The sequence below is a fragment of the Bradyrhizobium sp. USDA 4510 genome (assembly GCF_054059095.1).
This window is the reverse complement of sequence record NZ_JBSSBT010000001.1, coordinates 765237-787780: the sequence shown is the minus strand read 5'-3', so window position 1 is coordinate 787780 and position 22544 is coordinate 765237. Positions and strand designations below refer to the sequence as shown.

The 22544-nt window shown below is 59.9% G+C and carries 17 protein-coding genes and 3 pseudogenes; 6 read left to right on the top strand and 14 right to left on the bottom strand.

Annotated elements, in window-relative coordinates; translation table 11 throughout:
* Positions 1 to 18 precede the first annotated feature (18 nt).
* Positions 19 to 879 carry a formyltetrahydrofolate deformylase gene (gene purU / locus ACVMDN_RS03555; protein WP_456835658.1) on the top strand — a complete coding sequence of 287 codons (861 nt, stop codon included), beginning with the start codon at positions 19 to 21 and terminating at the stop codon, positions 877 to 879.
* Between the two features lie 4 nt (positions 880 to 883).
* Positions 884 to 1759, top strand: a complete 876-nt coding sequence (gene folD, locus ACVMDN_RS03550) for a bifunctional methylenetetrahydrofolate dehydrogenase/methenyltetrahydrofolate cyclohydrolase FolD (protein ID WP_456835659.1) — start codon at positions 884 to 886, stop codon at positions 1757 to 1759.
* A gap of 138 nt (positions 1760 to 1897) precedes the next feature.
* Here folD and glnT read toward each other — a convergent pair whose 3' ends face one another.
* The 4 genes and pseudogenes from glnT to ACVMDN_RS03530 form a co-directional block, all read right to left on the bottom strand.
* A complete protein-coding gene (gene glnT, locus ACVMDN_RS03545) occupies positions 1898 to 3196 on the bottom strand; it encodes a type III glutamate--ammonia ligase (RefSeq protein WP_456835660.1) in 1299 nt (432 codons plus the stop codon).
* A 75-nt stretch (positions 3197 to 3271) separates the two neighbouring features.
* Positions 3272 to 4601, bottom strand: a pseudogene (locus ACVMDN_RS03540) (FMN-binding glutamate synthase family protein).
* Between the two features lie 11 nt (positions 4602 to 4612).
* Positions 4613 to 5302, bottom strand: coding sequence for a GltB/FmdC/FwdC-like GXGXG domain-containing protein (locus tag ACVMDN_RS03535; protein ID WP_456835662.1), 690 nt, complete (start codon positions 5300 to 5302; stop codon positions 4613 to 4615).
* Positions 5302 to 6195, bottom strand: coding sequence for a class II glutamine amidotransferase (locus tag ACVMDN_RS03530; RefSeq protein ID WP_456835663.1), 894 nt, complete (start codon positions 6193 to 6195; stop codon positions 5302 to 5304). The genes ACVMDN_RS03535 and ACVMDN_RS03530 overlap by 1 nt, the downstream gene beginning before the upstream one ends.
* A gap of 563 nt (positions 6196 to 6758) precedes the next feature.
* Here ACVMDN_RS03530 and ACVMDN_RS03525 point away from each other — a divergent pair.
* On the top strand, positions 6759 to 7421 hold the full coding sequence (locus ACVMDN_RS03525; protein ID WP_456835664.1) for a helix-turn-helix domain-containing protein: 663 nt from the start codon (positions 6759 to 6761) through the stop codon (positions 7419 to 7421).
* 955 nt (positions 7422 to 8376) lie between these two features.
* On the opposite strand, the pseudogene tnpC reads toward ACVMDN_RS03525, so the two are convergent.
* The 10 genes and pseudogenes from tnpC to ACVMDN_RS03475 all read right to left on the bottom strand — a co-directional run bounded on the left by tnpC (position 8377) and on the right by ACVMDN_RS03475 (position 19278).
* Positions 8377 to 9957, bottom strand: a pseudogene (tnpC, locus tag ACVMDN_RS03520) (IS66 family transposase).
* A gap of 76 nt (positions 9958 to 10033) precedes the next feature.
* Positions 10034 to 10381, bottom strand: coding sequence for an IS66 family insertion sequence element accessory protein TnpB (gene tnpB, locus ACVMDN_RS03515; RefSeq protein WP_456835665.1), 348 nt, complete (start codon positions 10379 to 10381; stop codon positions 10034 to 10036).
* A 115-nt stretch (positions 10382 to 10496) separates the two neighbouring features.
* Complete coding sequence (locus tag ACVMDN_RS03510) at positions 10497 to 10772, bottom strand: transposase (protein ID WP_456835666.1); 276 nt, start codon at positions 10770 to 10772, stop codon at positions 10497 to 10499.
* Between the two features lie 229 nt (positions 10773 to 11001).
* Positions 11002 to 12648: an MFS transporter gene (locus tag ACVMDN_RS03505; protein WP_456835667.1), complete on the bottom strand. Its 1647-nt coding sequence runs from the start codon at positions 12646 to 12648 to the stop codon at positions 11002 to 11004.
* A 279-nt stretch (positions 12649 to 12927) separates the two neighbouring features.
* A complete protein-coding gene (locus tag ACVMDN_RS03500; RefSeq protein ID WP_456835668.1) occupies positions 12928 to 13719 on the bottom strand; it encodes an SDR family NAD(P)-dependent oxidoreductase in 792 nt (263 codons plus the stop codon).
* Positions 13720 to 14104: 385 nt separating this feature from the next.
* The gene (locus ACVMDN_RS03495) at positions 14105 to 15445 is read right to left on the bottom strand and encodes an aspartate aminotransferase family protein (protein WP_456835669.1); all 1341 of its coding nucleotides are present in this window, start codon (positions 15443 to 15445) and stop codon (positions 14105 to 14107) included.
* A 506-nt stretch (positions 15446 to 15951) separates the two neighbouring features.
* On the bottom strand, positions 15952 to 16632 hold the full coding sequence (locus ACVMDN_RS03490) for an aspartate/glutamate racemase family protein (RefSeq protein WP_456835670.1): 681 nt from the start codon (positions 16630 to 16632) through the stop codon (positions 15952 to 15954).
* A gap of 125 nt (positions 16633 to 16757) precedes the next feature.
* A complete protein-coding gene (locus ACVMDN_RS03485) occupies positions 16758 to 17546 on the bottom strand; it encodes an ABC transporter substrate-binding protein (protein ID WP_456835671.1) in 789 nt (262 codons plus the stop codon).
* 69 nt (positions 17547 to 17615) lie between these two features.
* Positions 17616 to 18380: an amino acid ABC transporter ATP-binding protein gene (locus ACVMDN_RS03480; protein WP_456835672.1), complete on the bottom strand. Its 765-nt coding sequence runs from the start codon at positions 18378 to 18380 to the stop codon at positions 17616 to 17618.
* A gap of 13 nt (positions 18381 to 18393) precedes the next feature.
* Positions 18394 to 19278 (bottom strand): amino acid ABC transporter permease, encoded by an 885-nt coding sequence (locus ACVMDN_RS03475; protein WP_456835673.1) that lies wholly within the window; start codon positions 19276 to 19278, stop codon positions 18394 to 18396.
* A gap of 1229 nt (positions 19279 to 20507) precedes the next feature.
* Between ACVMDN_RS03475 and ACVMDN_RS03470 the strand changes: the two genes are divergently transcribed.
* The 3 genes and pseudogenes from ACVMDN_RS03470 to ACVMDN_RS03460 form a co-directional block, all read left to right on the top strand.
* Positions 20508 to 20984: an Lrp/AsnC family transcriptional regulator gene (locus tag ACVMDN_RS03470; protein ID WP_456835674.1), complete on the top strand. Its 477-nt coding sequence runs from the start codon at positions 20508 to 20510 to the stop codon at positions 20982 to 20984.
* Positions 20985 to 21339: 355 nt separating this feature from the next.
* A complete protein-coding gene (locus ACVMDN_RS03465; protein ID WP_456843602.1) occupies positions 21340 to 22143 on the top strand; it encodes an MFS transporter in 804 nt (267 codons plus the stop codon).
* Between the two features lie 110 nt (positions 22144 to 22253).
* A pseudogene (locus ACVMDN_RS03460) lies at positions 22254 to 22544 on the top strand (MFS transporter); the annotation flags it as partial.

The window sequence follows — 22544 nt, the reverse complement described above, 5'->3', positions numbered from 1 at the left end:
TTAACCTATGAGATTCCGATGTCCACCGGCAGCTACATTCTGACCTTCTGTTGTCCCAACAAGCCTGGCATCGTCGCCGCCGTCGCCAAGACGCTGTTCGAGACCGGCGCCAACATCCAGGAAGCGCATCAGTACGACGACGTCGAGACCAACATGTTCTTCGCTCGAATTCGTTTCAATTTCGTCGGGACTGACAACGCTGCAAGCTTCAACAGGGCTTTCGCGGTTGTAGCCGATGAGTTGCAGATGAAGTGGGTGATCCGTCCACGGGCCGAGCGCCCAAAGCTGCTTATCCTGGTATCGCGGTTCGACCATTGCTTGGCGGACCTGCTCTACAGATGGAGGATCGGCGAGCTCACTGTCGATATAGCTGGCATCGTCTCCAATCACCCGATCGAGGCCCTCGCGCATCACGATCTCAGCACCATTCCGTTCGACTACCTGCCGGTTACGGCTGAGACCAAATCTCAACAGGAAGCGGCCATCTGGAAGATTGTCCAGGATCGGAAAGTCGATCTCGTCGTCCTCGCCCGGTATATGCAGATCTTATCCAACGAGCTTTCGGCGAAGCTCGCCGGACGCTGCATCAATATCCACCATTCATTCCTTCCGGGATTCAAGGGAGCAAAGCCATATCACCAAGCTCATGGCCGCGGTGTCAAACTAATAGGCGCAACGGCACATTATGTGACGCCCGACCTCGACGAGGGCCCGATCATCGAGCAGGATGTCGAGCGCGTCTCACATCACGATCAGCCCGACGATCTCGTACGTAAAGGCCGTGACATCGAGCGGCGGGTACTGTCGCGCGCCGTGCTCTGGCATATCGATGGCCGCACTATCCTAAACGGCTCCAAGACCGTCGTTTTCAAGGACTGAGCTCATGACTGCGATCAATATCGATGGCAAGGCTATCGCCGAGCAGGAACGTCTTAAGACCGCGGCCCGGGTCGCGCAACTGAAACAGCGCCATGGCCGGGTACCGGGACTCGCCGTCATCCTCATCGGCAGCGATCCTGCAAGCGAGATCTACGTCGCCTCCAAGGCGCGTCAGACCATCGCCACCGGAATGCGCTCATTCGAGCATCGCCTGGCGGCCGAGACATCGCAGGAGACTCTGCTCTTTCTGATCCGCCGATTGAACGCCGACGATGACATTGATGGCATCCTAGTCCAGCTCCCATTGCCATCGCACATCGATACCGGCACCATCCTCGGGTCGATTGATCCAGCAAAGGATGTCGATGGTTTCCACTCAGAGAATGCTGGACGGCTGATGCGCGGGCTTGGCAGTCTCGTTCCCTGCACGCCGCTGGGCTGCATGCTACTCCTCCGCTCGGTTCATGCGAGACTGGCAGGCCAGCACGCCGTAGTGGTCGGGCGTTCGAACATCGTCGGAAAGCCGATCGCCCAGCTTCTCCTGCAGGCCGATTGCACCGTGACGATGACGCACTCGCGCAGTCATGATTTGCCAGGATTTTGCCGTCAGGCCGATATTCTGGTTGCAGCAGCCGGCAGACCGGAGATGATCCGTGGCAGTTGGATCAAGCCCGGAGCAACCGTCATTGATGTCGGAATCAACCGTTTGCCGGCAGAGGCTGGGGCCAGGGGCCGGTTGGTCGGGGATGTTGCCTTCGAAGAGGCCCGGAACGTGGCCAGCGCAATCACACCCGTTCCTGGCGGAGTTGGTCCGATGACGATTGCGTGCCTACTACGAAACACGCTGCAAGCTGCCGTCGAACGTTGGAACGAGAGCTAAGCCCAGCGAACATGACGAAAATGGGTCCCTGCGTCGCCTGCGGGAGATCCGAGACGCCGGTCACTGACATCGCTCGGAAGGCGCAGTGAAGCCACCTTCATGCAGTGAACCGGCCTTCGTAACTCTGCCTGGCTCCCATCAACAATCAAGCGTTGTTTCGCGCTCCCAAGCCGTCAGATGACGGGTATACGAATTCCATTCGTCCGTCTTGAGCTTGATGTAGCACGGAACAAACTCGCCCAACTTGTCTGACAGCACCGATGACGACCGCAGTGCCCGGATAGCATCGAGCAGATTCAGCGGCAGCTTCTTGCCGGCCTCAACGGTGTGGCCGTCCGTGTACATATTGATGTCAAGGCGCCCGCCGGGATCGCGTTCGTTCTCGATCCCGTCAAGCCCGGCGGCGAGTAATCCCGCCTGCAGCAGATAAGGATTCACCGCCCCGTCAGCGAGGCGGACCTCGAAGCGGCCGCCTTCGGGAATACGGATAAGATGGGTGCGGTTGTTCCCTGAATAGGTCACCGAGTTCGGCGCCCAGGTAGCGCCGGAAGTTGTGCGCGGCGCGTTGATGCGCTTGTAGGAATTGACCGTCGGATTGAACAGGGCTGCGAGCGCGTCGGCCGAGTGCATGATGCCGCCCAGGAAGGCATAGCCGAGCTTTGAGACGCCGAGCTCGCCGGTTTCATCCTCGAACTGATTGCGGCCATCACGCCACACCGACACATGGGCGTGGCAGCCATTGCCGGTCAGGTCGACGAACGGCTTCGGCATAAAGGTCGCGCGCAACCCGTGCTTCTCGGCGATCGAGCGCGCCATGTATTTGAAGAATGCATGACGGTCGGCGGTCTTCAGAGCAGTGTCGAACTCCCAGTTCATCTCGAACTGGCCGTTTGCGTCCTCATGGTCGTTCTGATAGGCCTTCCAACCGAGTGACAACATGGAATCGCAGATCTCGGCAATAACGTCGTAGCGGCGCATCAATGCCTGTTGATCGTAGCAGGGCTTTGACTGGCGGTCGGCGTCATCGGAGATTCCGGTCCCATCGCGCGAGATGAGGAAGAACTCACACTCGACCCCGGATTTCAACTCGTGGCCCTTGGCGGCGGCCTCCGCAATCAGTCGTTTCAAGAGATTGCGCGGCGCTTGCGCAACAGGCTTGCCATTCATCCAGGGATCGGCCGCAAGCCAGCCAACTTCGGACTTCCATGGCAACTGGACCAGGCTTGCGGGATCCGGCATCGCAAAGACATCAGGGTCGGCCGGGGTCATATCGAGCCATGTCGCAAAGCCGGCGAAGCCAGCGCCGTTCTTCACCATGGCGTCAATCGCCGCGGCTGGCACAAGCTTGGCCCGCTGCACGCCGAACAGGTCAGTATAGGAGATCAGGAAATACTTGATGCCTCTTTCTTGCGCGATGGCATACAGACTGTTGGCCATAGTTACCCCCTTTGATGCTTCAACACCCCTGCATCGAAAACTTGTAGTTCGCCGGATTCGCACGGTGCGAACCCGTCATTTTGCTATTCCCGGAATCCAGTTGGTTCCGGCGAGCGGCACGCCGGCCATAGCCGCGGCCTCGATCGTCAACGCGACAAGGTCTTCCGGTTCGAGATTGTGCAGATGGCTCTTTCCGCAGGCCCGCGCGATCGTTTGGGCCTCCAACGTCAGCACCGAAAGATAATTTGCCAATCGCCGGCCAGCCTTCACTGGATCTAGACGCGCGGCAAGCACGGGGTCCTGCGTAGTGATCCCGGCAGGGTCTAGCCCCTCTTGCCAGTCATCGTACGCACCGGCAACAGTACCAAGCTTTTCGTACTCCGCCTGCAACTGTGGATCGTTGTCGCCGAGCGCAATCAGCGCTGCGGTGCCGATCGCGACCGCATCCGCGCCGAGCGCCAGCGCCTTCGCGACGTCAGCGCCGGTGCGAATGCCGCCGGAGACGATCAACTGCAGCTTACGGTGCAAGCCCAGATCCTGCAGAGCCTGCACAGCGGGCCGAATTGCTGCTAGGATAGGCAGGCCTACATTTTCGATGAAGACTTCCTGGGTTGCGGCGGTGCCGCCCTGCATGCCATCGAGCACGATCACGTCAGCGCCGGATTTTGCCGCAAGCGCCGTGTCGTAGTAGGGACGGCTGGCGCCGACTTTGACATAGATGGGCTTTTCCCAATCGGTCAGCTCGCGCAGTTCCTCGATCTTGATCTCCAGATCGTCGGGCCCGGTCCAGTCCGGATGCCGGCAGGCTGAGCGTTGATCGATTCCCTCCGGCAGCGTCCGCATTTTGGCGACCCGCGCCGAGATCTTCTGCCCGAGCAGCATGCCGCCGCCGCCGGGCTTTGCGCCCTGCCCGATTACGATCTCGATCGCGTCGGCCTTTCTCAAGTCATCCGGGTTCATGCCGTAACGCGACGGCAGATACTGATAGACCAGGATGGAAGAATGCCCGCGCTCTTCCGGTGTCATCCCGCCGTCGCCGGTGGTCGTCGACGTCCCGGCCCGCAGAAGCGCCGCGTCCTAAAGCTTCCTTGGCGGAGGCCGACAAGGCGCCAAAGCTCATGCCCGCAATGGTGACGGGTATCTTCAGCTTGATCGGCTTCTTGGCAAACCGCGTGCCCAGTGTGACATCGGTGCCGCACTTTTCGCGATAGCCTTCAAGCGGATATCGCGAGATCGAAGCGCCGAGGAACAGGAGATCATCGAAATGCGGCAGCGCGCGTTTTGCGCCCCCTCCGCGGATGTCATAGATGCCGGTCGCGGCAGCGCGCTGAATTTCGGCGATCGCCTGCGGGCTGAAGGTCGCGGAAAAGCGAGGCGGAATGCGATGAGGCGGCGGGACGGTCATCAAGAATCCTGCTAGTAGGCATCAATGTTGTCGATATGGAAGTGATAGAGGCGACGGGCGGAGCCGAACATCTTGAAGTCGTCGGGGCTCATCGAGTCGTCCAGATCCGCGCGTTTCAAAACTGACCTAAGAATCGACTTGTCTTGCGCAGACATCTCTTTCTCGATGCAATCGGCTCCTAAGCTCGCGACTTTGCCGCGTACGAACAGGCGTGCTTCGTAGATGGAATCGCCGAGAGCATCACCGGCGTCGCCGAGCACGACGAGATTGCCGGCCTGCGCCATAAATGCACTCATCGGCCCGATCGATCCCTTGACAACGATATCGATGCCTTTCATCGAGATGCCGCACCGCGCGGACGCATTGCCGTCGATCACCAGCAAGCCGCCGCAGCCCGTCGCACCGGCGGCCTGGCTGGCGTCGCCCCTGACGCGAACCTCGCCCGACATCATGTTTTCGGCGACGCCCACGCCGGCATTGCCTGCAACGACGATCGTCGCTTGTTTGTTCATGCCGCCGCAGTAGTAGCCGACATGGCCTTGGATATCGATCGTAACTGGCGCATCGACGCCGCAAGCGACAGCGTGCTTGCCACCGGGATTGGCCACAACCCAATGGATCTCATTGGAGGCAGGTGAAAGCCTGTGGAGTATCGCATTCAGCTCGCGCAAAGACGTTTTGGCGAGATCAAGATTTGGCATCAGCCGCGCTCCCAAGCGTAAACAGTCGCGGGCGCGGGCTCAAAGATGTGCGCCTTGTCAATACCCGGCAACATCGTAAGCGTGCGATATTCGGAACCGAATGCCACGTAGTCGTCTGTCTCGGCCATGACTGCCGGTTTGCAGGAGATCGGATCGCGCAATACTGCAAATCCGCTCTCCGTCCCCACGACAAAGGTGTAGAAGCCGTCGAGATCGGCGAGGCCCTGCGTCAAGGCTTCCTTGAGCGACGCGCCTTCGTGCATTTTCCAGCTGAGATAACCTGCTGCGACCTCAGTGTCATTCTCGGTTTCAAAGGAGAAGCCTTCGCGCTGCAAGGCCCGACGCAAGCCGTTATGGTTCGAAAGGGAGCCGTTGTGGACCAGGCACTGATCGAGCCCGGTCGAGAAGGGATGAGCGCCGCGAGTCGTCACCGCGGATTCTGTAGCCATGCGAGTGTGGCCAATGCCGTGGGTACCAGCCATCTCCGCCAGCCTGAAACGCTGGGCGAGCTGCTCTGGACGGCCGACCTCCTTATAGAGTTCCATCCGCTTGCCAGCCCCAACGAAGGCGATGCCGGCACGTGCAGCGATCCAGTCACGGGCTTGCTGCTTCTTGAGCGCGGGAAGCGAAATTACCGCATGGGTATGGCGAAATGTGGCGGACAGGTCTTCCTCGACCGCGCGCCCCAACTCCGCGACCGCTTCACGCAGCGCGGCCTCGCTCGCGCCGCTCACGGTCAGCTTCACGCGGCCATGGTCGCCACCGCCATAGACAGCGAAGCCCGCACTGTCAGGGCCACGATCGCTCATCACGGCAAGCATGTCCGATAACATTGCGCCGAGCTGGGGCTCAAGCTTGGGCTGCTTCAGAAACAGCCCCACGATTCCGCACATAACACCCCTCCATGACGCGAGGCCTGCGCCCGCCCCGCGTTCAAGTAGACGACTGTATAGAACTTTTTATTCTCGTCAAGAAACTTACTACAGCTGGCGCCGTTTGGTGGTTCAAGGGCGTCGTGATGTTACAGCGGGGCGCGAATGAAACTCAGCGCTTGTATGGTAAAAAATGCAGGCAAGTGTGGGCCGGCGGCCCAATCGAAGTCGAGCTTCTTCAAAAGGCAAAATGTTCAAATGGATTGTGTCCAGCCGCTCCTTAAACGAAAATAGATTTCTCGTTAAGAAAAACGATTATCCGGTCCTTTCTGCTGGCGCCTGGATTGCCGCCCGCCTGGCGGCAATTCAGACGGCGAAAGTTCAGAGGGAAACCGAAAGGATTTCCAGCCTGCCATTCGGAGGCCGTGGACGCGGGGAGTGCTGCGCGAATATGGGTAATAGCTGCCCCCGGCTAGCCGGCTGCCCGAAGCCGCAGTATAGGGGACAACATTGCATCGTCTGGCCGGCAAGCCTGCCGCGCTATCGGTGCTGATCCGAAGGCGGCGACTCAGCGAGGATTGATCGTGGCGAAAGGCGTCCCCAAGCATTCAAAAGCGGACACAGCGCGGCAAGAACCGGAGCTTCTGACCGGCTCGCTGGCGCCGAAGGAAGTTACACCCACGCTCGAATCCGAAATCGGCGCGGAAGTCCGCCGCCTTCGGAAGGAGCTTGATCTCACCGTATTGGAGCTAGGAGCCGCTGCAGGCATCTCTGCCGGAATGATGTCGAAAATCGAGAATGGAACGATTTCCCCCTCTCTGGCAACCTTGTCGGCGTTGGCGAAGGCCTTGAATGTCCCGATCGGCCGCCTGTTTCGGGAAAGCGCAGAGCAGCGTGATTGTTCCTTCGTCAAGGCAGGCACCGGCGTCCGTATCGAGCGGCGCGGCACGAAAGCCGGACACCTCTATGATCTGCTCGGCCACGGGGTTGGCGGCGATATAGTCGTTGAGCCCTATTTGATCACGCTCAAGGGCGGAGCCGTTCCCTACACCGAATTCAGGCACGCTGGCGTCGAGTTCATCTACATGCTCACCGGCAAGGTACGTTACCGGCACGCTGACCGGAGCTACCTGCTTGAACCGGGCGACGCGCTTTTCTTTGACGCCGGCGCACGTCATGGCCCGGAGGAGCTCGTCAAGGCGCCCATGACGTATCTCTCCATCATCATTTATCCGCGGCGCGGCTGACGAGCACGGTCCACGCGATCGTGCAGGACGATGGCTGCGAGGCTATCGCCTCTCGCGAGGCGCCGGTGCGCCCTTTTTCGTGATACACTAGACTGGACAGCGCTCCGAGCTCAGGTCGTCGCTGGTGAGCTAGTCTAGACCAGTTAAAGTTCGCGTCGTCCTGAATGGACGCGAGCTCTCGGCAAGTTGGGGCTTTTATTCGCAGTGAGCCTGAGGGTGACGTAAAGGTTCGGCTGGGGATACGCATCTCAAGTTGATGAGGGTGGACACCACCGTTTCCCCCAAGGCAGCACTTTCCCGACCGATGCCACGGCGTCAAGGCCCAACACCCGCGCCCCAGGCAGCCAGTTCGTGCTGCAAGCCAGGGCTCTCGCGCCCCTATGACGGCACACGCTCGGCGGCGTCATCGAAGCCACCGAGAAGCTCACCGGCTGCAGAATCGAGCGCGCCGACGGTCAGCAAGGAGTGTCGCGACAACTCACGCCGCGTTTTTACGGGCGTGGCGTATTCGAGGGCGATCAAACGCGAATTCAGGCGCCGACCCGCCATCGGCTCACGAAGACCGACGGATACCTCGCCGGCGGCCGTCAAGCGCCGTGAGGGGGATACCAATGCCACCTCACGGCGTTGACCACTATCTCCGCCTCATCCTCCCAAGCTGGGTTGCTGGTGCAACTACGCGCACAACTACTCAAGTCGTGAAGATCGAGGCTGAGTTGATAACGCGGTGCTCGATAGTCTCAAGCAGGCCGTGTACCATAGCGCGCGGCAAGGCGACACCGAAGTCTCCGGGCCCATCATTACCGCCCACCGCGCCCGCCAATAACCGGTGCCTGGCCGGTCTCGGCCAGCTAGATCACACATTCCGCAGCCGCGCTTGATATCGGGTTTCATTACGTCCAAAGTACGCATCCGGCCAGCACCACGGGCAGTCGCGCCGGTCTGCCGCGGCGCCTCAGGCAGCAGCCGCTTTGGACTGTTGGGTCGCCTTCCAATTCCACGGGAGCAGGTCGGCGACTCTGTTGACGGGGTGATCTGGAAGCCTGGCCAACACGTCAGCGAGCCAGGCTTGCGGATCAACGTCGTTCATCTTGCAGGTTTCGATCAGGGTATAGACAGCGGCGGCACGATTGCCGCCAGCATCTGAACCGGCGAAGGTCCAATTTCGTCTTCCGACAGCCACACCGCGTAACGCTCGTTCGGCAGCGTTCTTCGAGAGGCAGATGCGGCCATCGTCCAGGAAGCGGGTGAACGCCGCCCAGCGGTTGAGCAGGTAGTTGATCGCCTTTGCAGTATCGTTGCCTGATGAGAGCAAGGTTCGCTGCTGGCGCATTCAGATTTCGAGATCGGCGACGATCGGCCTCGACTTATCACGACGTGCCGCAAGCCGCTGTTCCGGCGTTTTGGCGTTGATGGTGCGCTCGATCTCGAACAGGATATCGATGCGTCGCACGGCCTCGCTGGCAATCGGCGCCTCTCCAGATTTCGCCAGCTCGAAGAACTTTCTGCGGCCGTGGCTCCAACAGGCCGCTTCAAGGATCGGAGCCGGCTTCCTTTGGGCCTTGTAGAGCTGGTTATATCCATCAAAGGCATCGGCCTGCATCAGGCCCACATAGCCGGCAAGATGGTTTTGCGGATGCTCTCCAGCCCGGTTGCGTGAGTAGTAGAACAGGGCCGCAGGCGGATCCGAGCCGCCAAACGGCCGGTCATCGCGAACATAGGTCCAGATCCGACCGGTCACCGTCTTAAGCTTGGCCAGTACCGGCACCGTCGTATCGTCGGCGTGGATGCGTTCCGCGCTCATGACGTGGATCCGGATGGCCTCAATAATGGGATCGAGTGCTACCACGCAGGCGCCGACCCGATCCGCCAGGGTCGAGACGTCGATCTCGATCCCTTCGCGAGCATAGGTCTTGCTCTGTCGGTTCAACGGCTGATGCAGCAGGAACTTGTTGACCAGAACCATCGCCAGCAGGCTCGGCCCGGCAAAGCCTCGCGGGATCGGATGGGAGGGCGCCGGAGCCTCTGTGATCGCTTCGCAATCTCGGCAGGAGAACTTTTCGCGGACATGCTCGATAATCTTCCAGCGCCGCGGCTCGCATTCCAGGGTCTTCGATACCACCTCGCCGAGCTTGTGCAGTCGCTCGCTGCCGCACTTGCCGCATACGCAAGGCGCGGGTTCGACGACACGTTCGATGGGCAGATTGTCCGGCAGCGGACGTCGCGGCGGCCGCGGATCTTGCGCGCGCTTCTCCTTAGCGGCCCCTGGCGCGGCGATCTCCGCCTTGGTTTCCTGCTCGGCCTGGGTCTCTTCAAGATCCTCGATGGCGAGTTCGAGCTGCTCGACCAGCAGCTTGCCGCGCTCAGAAGATTGCCCGTACTGTTCGCGCCGTGCCTTGGCCAGCATCAGCTTCAGCCGCTCGATTTCCAGCCGGCCGACCGTCACCTCGCTCTTCGCCAGCGTCAGCTGCTCGCGTTGCGCAAGGATCATCGCGTGCGCAGCGGCAAGATCGGCGGGAAGCGGATCGGAGGGCATCGTCACGATGACCAACCAACCATATTCGCCGCAAAAAATCCCGCTGGATTCCTGCCGTGAGTCAAAGAGCCACAGCTTAACCGGAAGCCTGCGGACGCCAAGTTGCCTGCGGCATTCGCCAGTCGATGCCGGACAGGAGATAAGAGAGCTGCGCAACGCTGATCGTCACAACGTCGTCCGCCATTGACGGCCACAAAAAGCGGCCGCGCTCCAGCCGCTTCGTGAAGAGACATGCGCCCTGGCCATCATGCCAAATGATCTTGATCAGATCGCCGCGGCGGCCCCTAAAAACGTAAAGATCGCCAGCGTGTGGATCCCGCTTTAAGCTCTCCTGAACCAGACGCGCAAGGCTCGGGAAGCCTCGGCGCATATCGGTATGGCCGGTCGCGAGCCACACCCGTACATTACCCGGTATGGCGATCATCGGCGCTCAAGCACCTCGAGGACCCGCGCCAGTGCCTCCGGGTCGACGTGCGCATCCACCCGGATGCGTCGCCGGTTGCCAAGATCAATCTCGATCAATCCAGTACGCGCGGACGCTACGGAGCGCACCCGACCGTCACCCGCAGGCAAAAGCTTCGCAGTTTCCTCCACCTCCGTAGCGCGACCTGCACCGGCGCAAAAGATGGTACGACCTGCTCTGATGTCCGTGCTTGTCGACGCCAGGTAAACACCAGGCTGGCCGCGACTCCGTTGCGGCGCGCAACCTCAGTCACCTTCGCGCCCGGCACCAACGTCTCCTCGACAATCCGTGCCTTGTCGTCCTGCGACCAGCGCCGCCGCCGCTCTAGCCCGCCCAAAACCTCGACCCGCATCGCCTGATGACCTTAAAGCTAGACTTAAGGCTACACGCTTCGCGAATTACCTCGCGTCACGCAAGACGGCGCCCGTCGGATGCGTACCGTCCAAAGGGATCCGGCTCGGGTCGTCCAGGCTGTCCGCTCAGCCTCAACGGCATGCGGCAGGGCCGGCTTGAAAAATGCGGAGCGCACGAGTCCTGGTTCATTGTCTCTTTAGCCCAAGCGTTTCTGACGAACGAAGACGTCAGGGGTGAGAGGCAAAGGGCGTTAATTGATCAGGCTTGCGAGCTGTCGGTCGCTCGATCAAAAGTTTGACTCGAGGTGGAAGATCTCCGTTATGCGATTCTAGGACACAGTCTTCCAATTGCTTATCCGCTGTTGTGAGGCGATGGTTTAGGCGAAGATAGTCCGTCCAGGTTGGCGTGCGGAATGTCTCAGTCCATTGCGAAGGCTCTTGAAGGTTACGCTGGAGGGTCCAATAGCGAGCACCGACGCGGCTTAGCACGCGCCGCCGTTCCTGCATAAGGCTCAAGAAAGTCTCGACATTTCTCTCCGCTATTAAATATTCGATATTGACCACGATAGGACCGCTTCTCGGATTGAGATCGAGGGCGATGGCCGGCGCATCGAATCCTCCCAAAGGATCGAGGTCTGATTCTCGGCACTCGCGGACAGGCAACAGTATCCCGGCCGCAGCGACCAGCAACAGAACACCAGCGGATGCCTCCAGCGCCCAAGTGAGAGAATACTTCTGGGCCATTGCGCCCCAAATCCAGCTGCCGGCCGCGATAGCGCCATACGACAAAGCATAATTAATCGAGAGGGTGCGACCTACGATCCATCGCGGGCTCGCCAATTGCACACTCAACGTAAGCCCTGACCAGGCGGTGACCCAACCCGCACCGCCCAGAGCGAGCGCGCCCGTTGCTACTGCGAGCGCCGGCGTCAGAGCCAGGGACATGGAGCACGCAGCGCAGGCGACGCATGCGAGCGTTATCAGCCGTTCTTGAGACAGGAGATGTCTGAAGAGCCTGTTGGAGACGCCGGCTAGAAGGGCCCCGGCCCCAAAACCAGCCATCAGAACGCCATATGCGATCGGGCCTCGTGTCAACTGATCGCGAACAACCAGGGGGAGCAGCGCAAGTATGGAGCTGCTCCCCAGACCAAAGAGAGCTCCCCGGACGGCCGCGGCCTTGATCTCGGAAGACATCGCGGTGAAGCGCAACCCATCATAGATCGCCGTGGTCATCGATTCGCGAGGGAGAGGTGAATAGCGGACCTTCCACTTGCAGTGCCATATGGCACCGAGCGGCGCCAGATAGCTGAGCGTGTTCAGGGTGAAAACAGCGAGAGGTCCAAACGAAGCAACTATGATGCCACCAAGCGCCGGCCCTACGCTCCGGACGGTGTTGAATCCGACAGAGGAAAGCGTGACGGCAGCTGAGAGATCACGTCTCTCTATAATATCGCCGATTGACGCCTGCCAGGTGGGACTGTTGAAAGCGGTGCCGCATCCGATCAAAAAGCTGAAGCCGAGGATGATCCACGGATCGACAAAGCCTCCCGCTATAAGGGCGGTCAGCATAGCAGAAGCGGCCGCCATTAGGGACTGAGCGGCGAGCATGACTCTGCGACGGTTGAAATTGTCGGCGATGGCCCCAGCGAAGACCGATAAAATGAATACCGGCAGCGTGGATGAAGCCTGCACCAGTGCAACCATCAGATCCGAAGTCGAGACCGTAGCCATCAGCCAGCCGATGGCGACGGTCTGCATCAGAGTGCCGAGACTGGCAATTTGCGTGGCAAGCCAGATCGAACGAAAGGTCAGGTTCCTGAGCGGCGCAAACGTAGACGCTATTGTGTCCGGACCTGCGCGCATCACCGTGTTCATTTTCTATGCGCCCTTCCTTGCGTCTGCTGGCCCCGTCGAGCCGCCTATTCTCCGCGTGATTGCCGTGGGGCAGGCGGCAGTACAGGACAACGCGCCGGCGCCACGCTAAGCCCTTCGGCACACGAAATGCGAGTATGAACACTTCGGGTTGGAGTTATGCGGCCGCCGGGTCTCCTTCGAAGCCTCACGATGCGCGCCCTCGAACTAGCGCTGCCGCGAGAGCTTCTTTGGCGATTCGCATCTTGCGGCGGCATTCTGCCCGGGCCTGCAAGCGCTGCTCTAGCGTCCTTTCAGCGGCAGTGTCCCGAGATGGCTTCCGGCATCGACGAGCAAGAACTCCCCCGTGATGTTGGAGGCGCTCGTGAGAAAGAACAGGGCTGCTTCCGCCATCTGTTCGGCCGTGCCGGCCTGGCGCAGAGGTGTCGTCTGTTCCATCGCCGCCTTCATCTTTTCGTAGTCCGCTTCACCTAGTCCATTCAAGAGCCAGCGCGTCTGAATAAAGCCTGGACACACCGTGTTCACCCTCACCGCCGGACCGAACCAGCGTGCCAGCGTCAGGGTGAGCGTGTTGAGAGCTCCCTTTGAGGCGACGTACGGAATCGAACTGCCCACACCCATCGCGCCCGCATTCGAAGAGATGTTGACGATCGAACCACGCTCCTTGTTCTCATCCCACTGCTTCTTCATGGTTGGCCACACCGCGCGGCTCATCATGTAGGGGCCAGCGACGTTAACCCGCATGATGCGGTCGAAATCCTCGATCGTGACACCCTCAAGGTCGCCCTGTTCCTGAAACTTGGTTGTGCCGGCGTTGTTGATCAGCCCGTCGATGCGACCCCACTTCTTCAGGGTATCTGCAGCCAGCCTGCGGCAATCGGCATCCTGTGCCATATCTGCCTGCACCAGGATGGCGTCGACACCTAGCGCCTTGACCTTTGCGTAGGTTTCCTCAGCCTCCTTCTTGCTTCTGCTGTAGTTGATCGCGACGCTCCAGCCCGAGCTCGCCAGACCGACCGCGCAGGCCGCGCCAAGCCCCGTCGCTGATCCGGTCACGATTGCCACCTTGTTCATGCTTTCTCCTTGTTTGGGCGTCTACAATCAGGCACTTGCGTCCTGCTTCGACAACTCGACGGAGCGGGAATATAAAATGGCGCATCGCGAAAAGAGTGCGTAAATCACCGCATGAGCGGTGAATTCCTGCAAGTACTATGCCGACATCAGCTCGGTCCATACGGCTCTGGCGAACGGGCCTGCCTCCAGCTCTCCATATCGCGCGCTTCGGATGAGTGCACGATCGGCCATCCCGTTGGCGTTGGCGGTCAGCTTGCGGCTGGGCGCAATCGCTCTGCCTTTCGACGATAGCCCTTCGCCCCCTTGCGGCCGAAGCCGCCTCCTCCAGTATGGCGGGCGCGCTCATCGCAGGACGTGCGGTCCTGCAATGGCTATCCGGCGGATGTTATATCTCCCGAGCCGCCTCCCTCGCAGCAGAAATAGTCGCGTCAACGACGGCATCGTCGTGTTCGGAGGACATGAACCATGATCCTCGTTCGAGCGCTCTGACGCCCCGGCGAAGCAGCGCTGTCGTAAACGCGACGTAGCGCCCCTTGTTCGCCTTCGCCGCCTCACGATAGTCACGAGGCCGCTGCGGTACGTCAATTGCCACATTAAAGATCTGTGGCAGGCCTGATACCACCGTTGGTACTCCGGCATCCTCGAGCGCCTGCCCCACCCCCTCCATCAGTCGCCGCCCCCGCCGCTCCATCGCTTCATAAAGGCCAGGGTTGGCGAGTTCCTTTAGTGTCGCGACTGCAGCCGCCATCGCGATGGGGTTCGCGTTGTAGGTGCCGCCGTGGACGACGTCCTTGGCGAAATGGTCGAGGATTTCGGCGCGGCCGGCGACGGCGCCGACCGGAAAGCCGTTCGCGACCGCCTTGCCGAACGTTGCGATGTCCGGCGTTACCCCAAAGCGCTGTTGCGCCCCGCCGCCAGCAACCCGGAATCCGGTGACGAGTTCATCGAACATGAGCAAAGTGCCATGTTTGATGCAGGACGCCCGGACCTCCTCAAGATAGCCTGGCGAAGGCAAAATGCCGCCTGAATTGCACATCATCGGCTCCATCAGGACGAGTGCTATGTCGCGCCTGGCGAGCCGCTGCTCGACCAGAGCCAGGTCGTTCCAAGGCAGTACAACCGTGTGCCGTCCCGCTTCGGGATCCTGTCCGCGGCTCCTTTGCACTGAAATCGGCGCCTCTCGCGGGCCCGCCTGGTCCGGCGCGGGTGAGGTCGACCAGAGGATGTTGTCGCACCAGCCGTGGTAGTGACCTTCGAACTTGATGATGAAGTTGCGGCCGGTCGCCGCGCGTGCGACCCGGATCGCAGCCTGCACCGCCTCGGTTCCCGACGAAGTAAAGCGCACGCGTTCGGCGCACGGGACCTGCATGCAAAAGAGATGACCCGCCTCGATCTCGACGTCCGTCTGTCCCGCGTAGAGAACGCCCCGCTCGAGCTGTTGTGCGACCGCGGCCTTCACCGAAGACGGCGAGTGGCCGAGAATCATCGGACCCATGCCGAGGTAGTAGTCGATAAGGCAATTACCATCGGCGTCGATCAAATAGGGGCCTTCGCCGCGCTCGATCACCAAAGACGTCGGCGAGACGCCGGCCCGGAAGTTGCTGTGAACACCGCCGGGAGTCCAACGCGCCGCCTCTGCCATTTTTCGCTTTGATTCATTGAACTCGAGCGGCGCCGGAGCCGGGAAATTTCCGGGCCGAGGCGCCATATCTTCGCGACTAGCCATTGCCGTCTCCTGTGCGCGTGGTGCTGGACGATAAATAATCTTCGATGGTCGGTGCGGTTGCACCTGGAGCGGTTGCGGCTGGGGGCTCTGCGGCATCAACCAGTCCGACAACCCCACTCTGCCTCGAGCGCAGGCGGTGCCCGCTGTGTCTAATGCTGGGGCCCTCATCGATAGACGGAAACCGTGCGCCGCTGCCGGCTACCATGGTCACAAGCTGTTCCCGCGTGGCACTGCAAGCCTGCTATTGCAGGTCGCGGGCTACACCCTCGCCCATCCGAACCGCCACAACTTAAATGTAAACGTCTTCCAAGCCGAATTTCATCAATCTGGGACCAGGATGGCCGAAATCCTGCACGTGATAAGAACGAAGGTCCTTTACGCCGGCATGACCTTTCGCATGCCAATCGTTCGTTCGGAGGACATGCCGGGCAGCGAGGGTGCGACGGATGGATACGCCGGCGCACAGGGCGGCGTCACTCTGCTTCATTCCGTGAGGTGAGACGAGATTATGCCGCAGCACTCATCAATAGCTTCGCGTTGGTGACGGCATCATAGACAGGCAGCTTCGTCTGTTCGCGAACCATCTGCGCGGCGAGCGGAAATCCCGCGCACTCGAACAGGATCGCTTCGATGTCCGAATGCTGCCTTCGCATCAGTGCGATGACAGCCAGAAGATCCTTGGCCAGTTGAGGAACGGTGAAGTCGTTTTCCGGCCTTGACATTGCCCTCCATGTCTCGGAGTTCTCAATGCCGGCGATCAATATGCGATCGACTGCTTCAATTCCGGCGCATTTGACCATATCGGCCGTCAGATGCCTTGAGTCGAACGTTAAAACGCAGACGCGCCCCTTAACGGACCGGAGGATATATGGCAGGAGCAACAAGGAGGACGTCGCGACCGGTACTGACAGCGCCTGCGCCATCGCCTGCTGGTACTTGATCGTAAATCCGCAAGTTGTCGTAATCGCGGCCGCCCCCTCGCGCACCAGCTCCTTTGCGGTGCTTATGTACGCTGCCGCCATCTTTTCGTCGTGTGCCCCGAACACCACGTTTTCAATCGTAGCCTGAGGAACCTGGCGGCAGATTATAGGGAATTCGTAAGTGTCAGGACAGCCAATTGCTCCCTGCACCATGTGTTGCTTGCACTGCAGCTGCAATATACCGAGTGCGCCGCGCTTCTGTGTCATGTCAGAATTTCCCTTGCAGTATTAGCGCGCAAGCGGCATGGCAGCGCTTGCCCGGCCGTCAAGCGTGGTGATAAACGAGCGCTGTGTTCGCAATCGCAGGTAGATAGCAAAGAAAGGACTCGCTTTTAGGGTTGACCGTTAATCATAGGCCGTTCTGGAGCGCTATCCTCAGGTATGCTCCATTTGCGCATGAGAGTCTTGTAGGTGCCATCGGCCATAAGCGCACCCAAGGCCTTCTTAAGCCCCTCTCCGAATTCCGGGTCATCCTTCGGGAAGCCGAACCCCATCAACTCGCCTCGGTTCAACCTTGCGACAGTCATGTAGCGGTTATTCTCAAGGGTATTTTGATATGCTAACGTACCCGCCCCTGACACCGCCGCGTCTGCGCGCCCCTGGCTGAGCGCCAATATCATGTCGGACGTGATGGTCACTTCCACTACGATGATCGCAGGCTTGCCAGCCCTGGTGCAATGCTCGTCACTCCATTCAGCTATTTGAGCCGGCCATGTCGTAGCGCGTGATGCGGCCACCTTCTTGCCGCACAGCGAGGTGGCGTCCGGAAACTGCGCGGCGTTGTCTTTTAGCGCGTAGAACACCGAATATTCATTCAGGAAATCGAGGAAGTTCGCACTCTCACGGCGCTCAGGCGTGTCAGACACATGCACAATAACGTCAGCACGCTTTGTCAAAATCGAAGCGAGCAGTTGATCGAACTTTGCTTCGTTCCAGTTGGCTTTCGCGCCCATCTTCGCAGCAATCGCATCCAGCAGATCAACGCTGAACCCGGTCAGCTTGCTGGTCGCTGGGTCCTTAAATTTGAACGGCGGATAGTTAGTGTTCGTGACTGCATTGATAACCGTTTTCGCCGATTGTGCACAGGCGACACCCGCGGCGAGGGCGAGCGCGCTCATCATCAGACGAGCTCCTACTCTTGAAGGCATTTTCGCTATCTCCTTACGGGTCTTCCCGAATGGATGGCATCGTCAACTCAGCACGGCCGAAATGAAGTCCCGTGTGCGGGCTTGGGTCGGGCTGCCGAGAACCTGAGCGGGCGATCCGCCTTCGACTACCTGTCCCTGATCCATGAAGAGCACCCGGTTTGCGACTTCGCGCGCAAAACCAAGTTCGTGCGTCACGACCACCATGGTCATTCCACTTCGTGCGAGATCTCGCATGACGGCGAGCACTTCGCCGACCAATTCTGGGTCCAACGCGGAGGTCGGCTCGTCAAACAGCATCAGCGACGGCTTCATCGCCAGCGCGCGGGCGATCGCCACACGCTGCTGTTGACCGCCGGACAGTTCGACCGGATACGCGTCGCACTTGTCAGTGAGCCCGACGCGCGCGAGCAATTCACGGGCTTCGGCCTGGGCGCGCTTAGGTTCATGTCTAAGCACTTGAATTGGTCCTTCGGTGACGTTTTCTAGCGCCGTCTTATGCGGAAACAGGTTGAAGCGCTGAAACACCATGCCCGTCGCCAGCCGCTGTCGCGCGATTTCTCGTTCGGAGAGCTCGTACAGCTTGTGACCAATGCGACGGTAGCCGACCAGTTCCCCGCTTATCCACAAGGCGCCGTCATTAATAACTTCCAACTGGTTGATGCAGCGCAGAAACGTGCTCTTTCCCGAGCCGGATGGCCCAATCACGCACAGCACTTCGCCGCGATCGATCTCCAAATCAATGCCCTTGAGGGCCTCGAACGTACCATAGGACTTGCGTACGCCGACGGCCTTGACGATCGGATCCATGACTGCTCTCCCGTCAACGCGACTTTACTGGCCGCCCCGCGCCGCGGGCGAAATGCTGTTCGATGCGCGCTTGCAGAACGGAGAGCACCGTGACCACGATCAGGTACCAAAATGCCGCAACGATCAGCAGTTCAATGACGCGGTTGTTCGCGAAGTAGATGTTTTCGGCACTGTGCAACATTTCTGAATATTGGATCACGCTCGCGAGCGACGTCCCCTTAACCATGCCGATAGTCTCGTTGCCAATCGGCGGGAGGATCACGCGCATGGCCTGAGGCAAGATGATTCGGCGCAGTGCCAGCAGACGAGGCATGCCGATCGCCTTTGCTGCTTCGTATTGTCCCTGGTCGACCGACAACAAGCCGGCGCGCACCACCTCCGACGTGTAGGCCCCCTGATTGATGCCCAATCCGAGCAGTGCGGCAAAGAACGGCGTTATCACGTCGACGGTGCGCACCTCGAAGACCCCGGAAATACCGAGGTGTGGAAAGATCAGCGCAAGGTTGTACCAAAGCAACAATTGCAGCAGGAGAGGCGTTCCGCGAAAGAACCAGACGTAGCCCGCCGCCACCGAATTGACCACCGGATTGGCCGAAAGCCGCATAATCGCAACTGCTACGCCTATGGCGATCCCGAGCAGCATTGCCAGCACCGTCATCACCACAGTGTTAACGAGACCGCCAACAATCACATCGGCAGTGAGGAATCGCCCAACGATCGGCCATTCGATCTGACCATGGGCGAACGCCATAACGATCCACGAGGCGAACGCCAGGACCATGGCAGCGCTGATATAGCGGCCTATATGCTTCCTTCGAACATGCTCGAATCGAGAGAGATCCTCCATGGGCTCGTCGCGCTCGCTCATCGCCGATCTCTCGCTCAGTACGATTGACATGCTCTCATCCCTTATGATGCCACCGGATGGCTACCGTGCAATCTCGAACATTCACGCTGGAGCTGAACCTCGTGGCTCCGTGTTCACACTTCGCGTGCGCCGGAATGAGGCCGCCAGGTCGTCACCGCCAGCTCAAGACCGGCCTCGCGAAGATTGCCATCGAAAGAAGGCTCGGTGTACCGCTTCGAATGATCCGAAGCTAAGAACACACGAAAGCGCCGATCACGACCCGGTCGCAGCAGCTGATATCCACGCGGATCGACGAGAGCATCGGCTCACAACGCCGAACGACATATCTGATGAGGCCGCCTGGACGAGCCACACCATAGAGGCGAACAGGGCTTTGGTATTTCAACCCCGAAGGCGGGCCAGCCAATATTGCGCCGCCGATGGAGACCGCAACCACCATCAAGTCCCGCATCGTTACGTGCAGCATCAAATCGAAGTTGCTGAGATAAGCTCATAACCAGCCACGACTCCACGCCCATCCTCACCCAGGCCCATCTCGTAGTTTTTGGCCCGCTCTTTGCGTTTCCGAGCGAAGCATAAAATCGCGTCGACGCCTAAAGACCGCGGAAATCGACATGAAATGCAGAAATAACGCAAAATTGGCCGGCCTTGGACCGATTTGTAGCGCAGGCCGATGCTTGCCTAACTTAGGGTATAGGCCGGCAATGTCACCCATATCGCGGCTCCGGCGTCCTGATTTGAAGCGGCCCATTCATTGCCATTGGCGTCGCAAGGGGGACCTCCGGAGCATTTTGCTTGGTCAATCTCCCCAATTCTAGACAATGCTGCGAGCGGAATCGACACGGCTTCGTGCGGCGCTCGCAATCCGGAGCTGGCCGCGTCTGGCGATGCGCTTCAAACGGCAATCCGTATTTTTAGAGCGCGATGGCGAACTCTGGGTCTTGCGCGTCTCAACGATCTTTCACAGCACGAAATAACGAAGCACAGTGAGCGTTTCGGTCAGATTCCCGCTTCACGGCTTAATCCAATCCAATTCCGCTCAGGCGGTCTGCTCAATCGCCGGGATAGCGTTCTGCATAAAATAGTCTGACCCGTCTATTCGAACACCTGGGGGTCATTTCTTGAACTGGCGCATAGGCTCAAGATACTGGTATCGCCATGATCTTGCGCTATGCCTGCACCTGAGATGATTGATTGGGATGCCTTCAGCATCACTTACGCACATTGCGGCAAAATTCACCTCTAAGCCCGGAGCCTTTATGCGCTACGATCGAACAGATGCCCGAATCCTTGAGCTTGTGCAAAAGAACAACCGTCTGATTTCCGAGGTGATCGGCGAGCTTACAGGGCTCTCAGCTACAGCGTGTCAACGGCGCCTGAAGAGGCTCCGATCAGAAGGCATCATCGAGGCGGATGTCTCGATCGTTTCGCCGAAGGCGGTAGGCGCGCCGATCCAAATGCTTGTGCTGGTAACTCTGGAGCGGGAGCGTTCAGATATAATCGACAGGTTCAAGAAGGCAATCAAAACGTCGGTCGAAGTCGTCAATGGATTTTACATTACCGGTGACGCTGACTTCGTCCTCTACATAATCGCGCGTAGCATGGAGGATTATGAGCAGTTCACCCGGCGATTCTTTTATGAGAACCCGGACATCAAGGGCTTCAAGACAATGGTCGTAATGGACCGCGTAAAGGCGAGCCTGGCCGTTCCAGTTGAAGCTCCGCCCGAAGATTGATGCGATGGCTCGCTCCGCCCCTTTTAACCGGTTGGGTTTTTCCTCGGCCACCCGCATAGAACGCGCGAAAACCGCGCTATTGATCCTCAATTCTATGATCCTGCTTAGAGTTGAGTCGGGGAAAGTTCTTTGCCGGCTGCGTTGAACGCCTAGGCTAAAGACCATCGCGCCGGACTCATCCCAAGCTCGGTTCGCGTAGATTATCCGATATAATAAGCGCATTAGGATCCGACATGGCTGCCGCAACCGAACTGCGTAAGTTGGACATGCAGACCAACGATCGCGCGCTTGCTGGGGGCCTTGCCCCATCGTTCACCTCGTCGAAGCCACCCCTCGCGGGCGAGCCGGGACCGATATGACCGATCCGCCCGATCGCCGGATCTTGATCGCCGGCGATATCATCGCTCCCCCTGCGCCATGCCACTTTACGGCGTGTTTGGCTGGCGAGCCTGTTGTCCAATCCCGCATTTTGGTCCAGTTCCTTGGTGCGGCTTGGACAATGACGGAGATGACGTCGTCAGCCGACAAGGTCGCGCTCGTCGTGACTGCTTTGATGCTGCCGGTGATGCTAATTTCGTTGCCGGCTGGCGCCATTGCCGACATGTATGACCGGCGCATCGTGGCGCTGATTGCGCTCTCGATCGCACTTTGCGGCGCGACCGTGTTGACCGCGCTCGATTGGCTGGGTCTTACCATGCCGAATCTGTTGCTGATGCCTTGCTTTGTGATCGGCAGCGGCATGGCATTGATGGGCCCGGCCTGGCAATCCTCTGTCACCGAGCAGGCGCCACCTGAAGCGCTGCCCGCGGCGGCCGCACTCAACGGCATTAGCTACAAAGCCGCGCGGAGCTTCGCGCCCGGACCCGGCGGCATCGTAGTTGCGAGCGCGGGTGCGGTCGCAGCCTATGCGTTCAATGCAGTGCTTTTTCTGCCGCTGATCGTGGCGCTGTTCTTCTGGAGACGCGTAGCGGAGCCGTCGCGGTTCCCACGCGAGCAACTGAGCCGGGCGATAATATCGGGTGTGCGATACGTCACTAATCCGCCTTCGATCAAGATCGTGCTGAGCCGGGCGATGGTGAGGGGGCTGATCGGCGGCTCGATCCCGGCACTGATCCCATTGGCGGCGCGCGATTTACTGGGCGGCGGGGCGCAGACCTAAAGTATCGTACTCGGCGCCTTCGGTCTGGGCGCGCTGATCGGCGCGCTCAACATTGCCGGGTTGCGTAAGCGAATGAGTGGCGAGACCGCGGTGCGAGCCTGTAGTTGTCGATGGCCGGCGCGATCGCGGCGGTGGCCATGAGTCGCGAGCCAATCTTGACCGCTGCTGCGCTCGCCGTGGCGGGCGCGATGTGGACGATGACAATTACGCTGTTCAATATCGGGGTGCAGCGCGCCGCGGGCCGCTCGCTTGCGATCTATCAGGCTGCGTTCTCCGGCGGAATTGCAGCCGGCGGATGGGGCTGGGGCAGCCTTACCGGCGTAGCCGGCGTCAAACTAGCGCTGCTCGTCGCCGCAGCGCTGATGCTGGTCTCGCCGCTGCTGGGACGCTGCGGATGCCAC